Consider the following 7019-nt stretch of genomic DNA (forward strand, 5'->3'; position numbering starts at 1 on the left):
ATCCTAGGTTTGTTCCAATGCAATTCATCGATCAAGCCCGCGTAACGGTCAAAGCCGGCCGAGGCGGCGACGGAATCGTGGCGTTTCGCCGCGAGAAATATGTTCCAGCCGGCGGCCCTTCCGGCGGCGATGGCGGCCGTGGTGCCGACGTGCTGCTGGTGGCTGACGCCAACCTCCAGACCCTGCTGGATTTCAAGTACAAGCGCCAGTTTTTGGCGGTCGATGGTCGCCGGGGCGGCCCCAACCGCTGCACCGGTGCCAGCGGTAACCATCTGGTGATCAAGGTGCCATGCGGCACGGTGGTTCGCGATGCCCGCACCTCAATTTTGCTCGGTGATCTCACCGATGCAGGTGAGGAGCTACTGGTGGCCTTTGGCGGCCGCGGCGGCCTTGGCAATGCCCACTACCTCAGCAACCGCAACCGGGCCCCGGAGAAGTTCACCGAGGGCCGGGAGGGAGAGGAGTGGCTGCTGCAGCTGGAGCTCAAGCTGTTGGCTGAGGTTGGCATCATCGGCTTGCCCAATGCCGGCAAGAGCACCTTGATTTCGGTGCTTTCGGCAGCTCGGCCCAAGATCGCCGATTACCCCTTCACCACCCTGGTGCCCAACCTGGGGGTGGTGCGCCGTCCCAGTGGTGACGGCACCGTCTTTGCCGATATTCCTGGTTTGATCGCTGGAGCGGCCCAGGGGGCAGGGCTAGGGCACGACTTCCTACGCCACATCGAGCGCACCAGGCTGCTGATCCACCTGATCGATTCCAGCGCTGAGGATGTGGTCGCCGACCTCAACGTGGTCGAGGGGGAGCTCACGGCCTACGGCCATGGGCTCGACCAGAGGCCCCGCCTAGTAGTGCTCAATAAGATCGAATTGCTCGATCCAGCCAGTCTTGAAGAGCTGGTAGAGAAGGTGAGCCAGCAGGTGCAGGCCCGTGGCGGCTTGCCCGTTCTGGCTGTTTCAGCTGCGGCCTCCAAAAATTTGCCGCAGCTGCTGGCCGCGGTGTGGCAGCAGCTCGGCATTGTTCAACTTTAGGCAGTTCAGCCTTAGGCAATTCAGTCGTCGTAGACGCGGCACTCGGGGGCAGAAGGGTTCAGGTCACAGAACACTTCCAGTGGGGTTGGGTCGTGGCTGTCCTCGGGATGGTGCTCTTTGAACTCCTTGAGACCCTGGAGCTCTTCCTCCAAGTGGCGGACCTTGCCTAGGTCGCCAGCGGCCTTGGCGGCCTCGATCTCGCTCTGGTCTTTCTGGATGTGCTCGTCGATGCTTTTCATTCGGATACCGGTCACTAGGTACCGGAGCTCGTCGCCGATCACCTTACGGGCGCCTGTTCTGGATCGACGCCCCGAAGATGCACTGCCAACTCTTTGAGCACTCCCAATGGCGCCGGGAGCTGAGCTTTGGTGATGTGTTGGATTGACAACAATGTGCGTCCAGCGTTCTCCGCGCTGCTGCCAGCCATGGCTGCGGCCCCCGTTTCACCCCGCCAGCTCGCTGAGTTCGAGCCAGCGCTCTTCGCCGCAATGGATGCGCTCAGTTAACGCGGCGAGCTCCTGGGTGAGTCCCTCAAGGGCGGCGTAGTCGCTGCCTGAACTGGCCAGGGCCAGCTCCAGGTCACGGCGCTGCTTCTCCCAGGCAGGCAGGTTTACCTCCAATTCGCCCAGCTCCCGGCTCTCCTTAAAGCTCCGCCGCCGCGTCTGGGTCTTGCTGGCTTGGGGCGCTACCGGGGCTGGATTCTTGGGGTTCTTGGGTGCGGCCTGGCGGGTAGAGCTCGCTTCTAAGTAGGCGCTGTAGTTGCCCTCAAAGCGCTGCAGCTCGCCATTCTCAAAGCAGAACAGCCGATCCACGGTGCGATCGAGGAAGTAGCGGTCGTGGGAGACCACCACCACGCAGCCGCGAAAGTCTTCAAGGAAGTCTTCGAGCACGCTCAGGGTCTGTACGTCCAGGTCGTTGGTGGGCTCGTCGAGCAGCAGCACGTTGGGGGCCTCAATCAGCAGCCGGCAGAGATGGAGCCGCCGCCGTTCGCCGCCGGAGAGCTTGGCCACCGGTTGGTGCTGTTGGGCTGGTGGAAACAGGAAGCGCTCCAGCAACTGGGAGGCGCTCAGCTCTTCGCCGTCCACTGCCACCCGACTGGCGGCAGCTTGAACCACCTCCAGCACCTTCTGGTCGGGCTTGAGCAGCACATCGCTGTGCTGGTCGAAGTAGGCGAGCTTCACGGTGGAGCCCAGCTCCAGGCTGCCGCTGCTGGGTTGGCGCCGGCCGGCGATCACCTCAAGCAGGCTCGACTTGCCCACCCCGTTTGGGCCAATGATGCCGACCCGGTCTTCCGGGCTGAAGTCGTAGCTGAAGGCGCGCAGCAGGGCCCTGGTCTCAGGTCCTTCGCCCACACTCACCTCCAGGTCCTCGGCGGTGATGGCCCGCTTGCCGAGCCGCCGGCTGGTGGTGGCCAAGCTCACCTGGCCGCGGCCCTGCCGCAGAGGTGCCTCCCGCATCGCCTCAATTCGCTGGATACGGGCCTTCTGCTTCGTGCTGCGGGCTTTGGGACCCTGCCTGAGCCAGGCCAGTTCCCGCCGCAGCGTGCCCTTGAACTTGGCGGCTGAGGCCGCTTCAGATGCCTCCTCTTCAGCTTTATGGGTGAGATAGGTGGCGTAGTTGCCGTCGTAGCTGCGGGCCAGGCCCCGATCTACCTCCACGATCCGGCGGGTGACCCGATCGAGCACGTAGCGGTCGTGGGTCACCAGCACCAGGGCGCCGGAGAAGCGCTCCAGATAGCTCTGCAGCCATTCCACCCCGTTGGCGTCGAGGTGGTTGGTGGGCTCATCCAGTAGCAGCACGTCCGGCTCGGCCACCAGTGCTGCAGCCAGGGCGACCCGCTTGCGATAGCCGCCGGAGAGGTCGCCCACCTTGCGTTCGATGTCGGCGATGCCTAGCCGCTCCAGCACCTCGCGGCACTGCTGCTCCAGCCCCCAGGCATTGAGCTGATCCATGCGGCCATGCAGGTCGCTGAGCTGGGCCAGGGCGATGGCGTTGTCGGGGCCATCAGCCACGGCCTGACTCAGGGCCGTGTGCTGCCGCAGCAAAGCCATCTTCTCGCCGCTACCGGCAAACACCTGCTCCAGCACGGTGTGCTCGGGGTCTAGCTCGGGCTCCTGGTCTACGAGCACCACCCGGGTGCGGGGGGCGCAGCGGCGTTGGCCGCTACCGAGGGGCTCATTGCCCGCAAGCACCTTCAACAAGGTGCTCTTGCCGGCCCCATTGGGACCTATCAGCCCGAGCCTCTCCCGCTCGCCGATGTGCAGGGTGAGGCCCTCAAACAGGGTGCGGATGCCGAAGTCCTTGCTGGCTTCCACCAGGCTTATCAAGCTCAAAGTGCAGCCTCCTCAGCTGGGCCAGCTTGGCCTTTGAGGTAAGCAAACACGCTCTTGTCGCCCACATCAGCCGCGGCGGGCATGGGAAACTTGCGCAGGCACAGCACCAGCAAAAGCCCGCTCTCCAGGGCCAGCAGGGCCGTGGTGATTGCTCCTGGCAGCAAGCCGCTGAGGTGGCCCAGCAGGGCGATAGGCAGCAGCAGGGTCACGCCGATCGCCTCCGGTCGCCTGAAGCAGAAAAATTCCTTGAAGCCAACCCCCGCCAAGGCCGCGAAAAAGGGGCCAATGGCCAGGATCCAGAGGGGCTGGCTGGCCAGGGCCGGCATCATGGCGCCGGGGCCGCTGCGGATCGCCAATGCCAGGCCCCCCAGGCAGCCCAGTAGCCAGAAAAGCTGCAGGGCCCGGTGCAAGGGCACTAAGTAAATGTGAATCCAGCGCAGGGCTAGTCCCAGCCCTGCAGCCATCAGCAGCATCCAGGGCCAGAGCTGGTCGGCTCCCAGCTGCCGCCACTGCACTAGCAGGCCTGCTTGGCCAATGGCCACCGCCGTGAGGGCAAGGCGGTAGCCGAGCACCTCCCTCCGGTCGGTGGCGTCAATCGTGTAGGTGCCGTACACCCCTTCAAAGATCTGATCAGTCATGGATGGGCACGGCCTTGCACCAGTGTGGCGAGTGGCGGCCCGGCCGGGATGATTCCCGATGGATGGAGGGGAAAGAGGGCGCCGAAGTAATCGCTGCGCCAGGCCTCCGGGAAGCAGGTCTCGGCCACTCCGGGCAGGCTGTAGAAGCGCCGGCGCCAGTCCCATAGGGCTGGAAGCTGCCAAAGGGGTAGGCGGCTGCAACCAAATAGGGGCGCATAAACCAGCTCCAGCCGGATCAGGGTCGGGAAAAGCCCTATGTCGGCCAGGGTTAGTTGGGCCCCACTTAGCCAGGGAGATTGCTCCAAGGCCCCATTGGCATCCAGGAGCGCTGCAAACAAGGCCGTCTCGGCCCGGTCGTAGGCAGCCTGGGTGCGGGCGAAACCACAGCGGTACACCCCGTCATTGACGTCGCCCTGCAGCCGCGTGCGCCACATTTCTGTGGTTTCCTGCTGGTTATGGGGCTCCAGATCGGGCCCTGCTGGTGCGGGCCAGCGGTTGAGCAGCTCGATCAGCCTGGCGCTCTCCGTAACCAGGATCCGCCGCTCACTGCGGGAATAAAGCGCCGGCACTGTGGCCCGCTGCCCCGGATCAGAGCCTGATTGCTGGTAGAGCTCGATCAAGCTGGCGCAGCCTTCGAAGGGATTGGCAAAGCGCCAGCGCCCCTCGGCTGGATCGGGGTCCACCACCACCAGGTTGATGCTGCTGCCCAGTTGGCGCAGGCTCCACACCAGCCAGGCCCGGTGGGCCCAGGGGCAGCTGCGCCCCACAATCAACACGTGCCCATCAGCCGCGCCGGCTTCGCTTGGCAGGGGCGGCAGCGCCGTGAAGGCTCCGCTGGGACGGCGGTAGTTGCCCTCGGCATCAGCTGGTCCCAGGCCACCCATTAACAGTTGCCATTGCCAGTGCCAGAACGCGCGGGCCGTGCGCACCAAGGGGGCGGGGGGAGGCATGGTTGCGGGGGCGGCAGAGCTCTGAATCTGCGTCAGGCTGGGTCCGAAATCCATTTCTGGCCTTCTTCTTTTTGATCAGCCAAATCGTCAAACCGGCCCAGGTGCTGGTCGTGGCCGGCACCCACGGCAATGAACGCAACGCCCCCTGGCTGCTGGAGCACTGGCGCCGCCAGCCCGAGGCCCTGCAGCGCCACGGCCTTGATGTGGCGTTGGTGCTTGGCAACCCAGCTGCCCACAAAGTCAATCAGCGCTATGTGGAGCGGGATTTAAATCGCTGCTTTGCTCCCGAGCTGCTGGCGGATTCCTCGAGAAACGAAGCTGATCTGCAGCGCGCTCGCCAGCTGCTCGCTTGCCATGGCCCTGATGCCGAAGCTCCTTCGCTGGTGGTGCTCGACCTGCACAGCACCACCAGCGCTATGGGTAACTCCTTGGTGCTCTATGGCCGGAGGCCGGCCGATCTCGCTCTGGCGGCGGGTTTGCAGGGGGAGCTGGGGCTGCCGATTTACTTGCACGAGGCCGATGCTTCCCAAACGGGCTTTTTGGTTGAGCGCTGGCCCTGCGGCCTGGTTATCGAGGTGGGTCCGGTGCCCCAGGGGGTTATCCAGGCTCAGATCTGCCGTCAAAGCCAGCTCGGCGTTGAGGCGGCCCTGGCCGTGTTGGCGGCAGCCCAGCGAGGCCGCCTGAGGCTGCCGGCTGAGCTGGTGGTGCATTGCCATCTGGGCAGCTTGGATTTGCCGCGTCATCCAGATGGTTCACCTGCCGCTTGCCTGCATCCGGAGTTACAGCATCGCGACTGGCGTCCCTTGCGTTCGGGAGATCCGGTGTTTATCGATCCCTGCGGCAAGGAAATTGGCCTGGCCCTACCGCCGGATTTGGTGGGGGAGTCCGTTTGCCCCGTCTTTGTGAATGAGGCCGCCTACGGCGAAAAGGGCATTGCCCTAAGCCTCACTCGCAGGGAGTGTTGGCCGGTTGGGCCTGACTGGTTGCTGGCTCTAACAGACATTGCCTCCCAGTTGGCTCAACGCGGGGCGCCGTTGTAATCGATGCCAAGGACGGTGCTCCCGTCACTGGAGATGCGGATTTCGGTTTCCACCGAAGCCGCCAGATTTAGTTGCTGCCAGCCAGGCGCGCCGCCTAGGAAGCGAAAGAGATAGCCATCACTGGTTGAGCTGATCAGGCATTTGTTGCCGGCGCTAGCCGTTTCAAACATGCACTTGTCTGGTCGGTAGAGCCCCAAGCCCCCGTTGGTCTGCACTGCGGTGTTGCGAGCCAAGTTGAGGGCCCGCACGGCGCTGTACGGGACGGGTGCCTCCGCCTGGGCCCGGGCCGGCGCCGCATTCACAAATGAAAGGCTGCCTGCGCCCAGGCAATTGGCCACCAACAAGCAACCCGCCAGCAGTCGCGGACTCAACAACGCCGCTGCTGAAGCAAAAGGTGAACCCATGGGTTTATCTACTTAAGAGATCCAGCTCAACGCAGCGGCTCTGTCAGTGTCAAGGCCACTTACCCACACACCAAGGTGGCCTGCTCCTTGGTGCAGGGCAGGTCGCTCTTGCTGCCATCAGCCCAATAAACGCGTAGGCGATCGTCTGAAGTGCCGCTGCGGTACGTCAGGGATTTGATCGCTCCAGCCGGGGGCTTGCCAGCTGGGTCGGCGCCGTTAGCGGCGGGTGCCGCGTTGAGCTTTTGCTCTAGCTGCTGAATCTTTACTTCCAACTGCTCCTGGCGCTGCTGCAGCTTTTGCAGCTCGGCCGAGGGTTGGCGCTGACAGCCAGCAGAGAACAGGCAGGCTGCGGCCACGGTTGCTGTGGCCAGGCTGGCCCGTAGAGGCAGGGCTTTAAATCGAACGAGCAGGGCCATGCCGGAGACGCATCCTGAGCTGTCCTCTGCTTAGCAGTGGGCCGGCCCGCTGGCTACGGATTGCCGCCGCCGCACCCCGGCATAAGCAGTACTTATGGAATTCATCAGCAGGGCTTTGGCGACTCCCGGCCGCCCTTCTCACTAATCCCGCAATCTTCCGTTACAGTCCTGTTACGCAATGTTCTTGCGCTCGACGGGATTCCGTCTGGT

Annotated in this window: 8 protein-coding genes; 2 read left to right on the plus strand and 6 right to left on the minus strand. The window is 64.1% G+C overall.

Annotated features, from left to right (window positions below; all coding sequences use genetic code 11):
• Nucleotides 1-17 precede the first annotated feature (17 nt).
• On the plus strand, nt 18-1028 hold the full coding sequence (gene obgE / locus C7K55_RS10220) for a GTPase ObgE (RefSeq protein WP_106632614.1): 1011 nt from the start codon (nt 18-20) through the stop codon (nt 1026-1028).
• Nucleotides 1029-1048: 20 nt separating this feature from the next.
• Here obgE and C7K55_RS10225 read toward each other — a convergent pair whose 3' ends face one another.
• The 4 genes from C7K55_RS10225 to C7K55_RS10240 form a co-directional block, all read right to left on the minus strand.
• A complete protein-coding gene (locus C7K55_RS10225; RefSeq protein ID WP_106632635.1) occupies nt 1049-1267 on the minus strand; it encodes a CP12 domain-containing protein in 219 nt (72 codons plus the stop codon).
• A 204-nt stretch (nt 1268-1471) separates the two neighbouring features.
• On the minus strand, nt 1472-3361 hold the full coding sequence (locus C7K55_RS10230; protein ID WP_106632615.1) for an ABC-F family ATP-binding cassette domain-containing protein: 1890 nt from the start codon (nt 3359-3361) through the stop codon (nt 1472-1474).
• A complete protein-coding gene (locus tag C7K55_RS10235) occupies nt 3358-3999 on the minus strand; it encodes a DUF2301 domain-containing membrane protein (RefSeq protein ID WP_106632616.1) in 642 nt (213 codons plus the stop codon). The genes C7K55_RS10230 and C7K55_RS10235 overlap by 4 nt, the downstream gene beginning before the upstream one ends.
• Nucleotides 3996-4949 carry a glutathione S-transferase C-terminal domain-containing protein gene (locus C7K55_RS10240; RefSeq protein ID WP_106632636.1) on the minus strand — a complete coding sequence of 318 codons (954 nt, stop codon included), beginning with the start codon at nt 4947-4949 and terminating at the stop codon, nt 3996-3998. The genes C7K55_RS10235 and C7K55_RS10240 overlap by 4 nt, the downstream gene beginning before the upstream one ends.
• 71 nt (nt 4950-5020) lie before the next feature.
• Here C7K55_RS10240 and C7K55_RS10245 point away from each other — a divergent pair, with 71 nt between their 5' ends.
• The gene (locus C7K55_RS10245; RefSeq protein ID WP_241518305.1) at nt 5021-5989 is read left to right on the plus strand and encodes an aspartoacylase; all 969 of its coding nucleotides are present in this window, start codon (nt 5021-5023) and stop codon (nt 5987-5989) included.
• On the opposite strand, the gene C7K55_RS10250 is transcribed toward C7K55_RS10245, so the two are convergent.
• Both C7K55_RS10250 and C7K55_RS10255 read right to left on the minus strand, forming a co-directional pair.
• Entirely contained in the window at nt 5968-6393 is a 426-nt protein-coding gene (locus tag C7K55_RS10250; RefSeq protein WP_241518306.1) for a hypothetical protein, read from the minus strand. The two genes, C7K55_RS10245 and C7K55_RS10250, sit on opposite strands and share 22 nt — an antisense overlap.
• A 59-nt stretch (nt 6394-6452) precedes the next feature.
• Nucleotides 6453-6809, minus strand: coding sequence for a hypothetical protein (locus C7K55_RS10255; protein WP_106632617.1), 357 nt, complete (start codon nt 6807-6809; stop codon nt 6453-6455).
• Nucleotides 6810-7019: the final 210 nt, after the last annotated feature.

This window comes from Cyanobium usitatum str. Tous (assembly GCF_003011885.1).
Lineage (GTDB): Bacteria > Cyanobacteriota > Cyanobacteriia > PCC-6307 > Cyanobiaceae > Cyanobium_A > Cyanobium_A usitatum.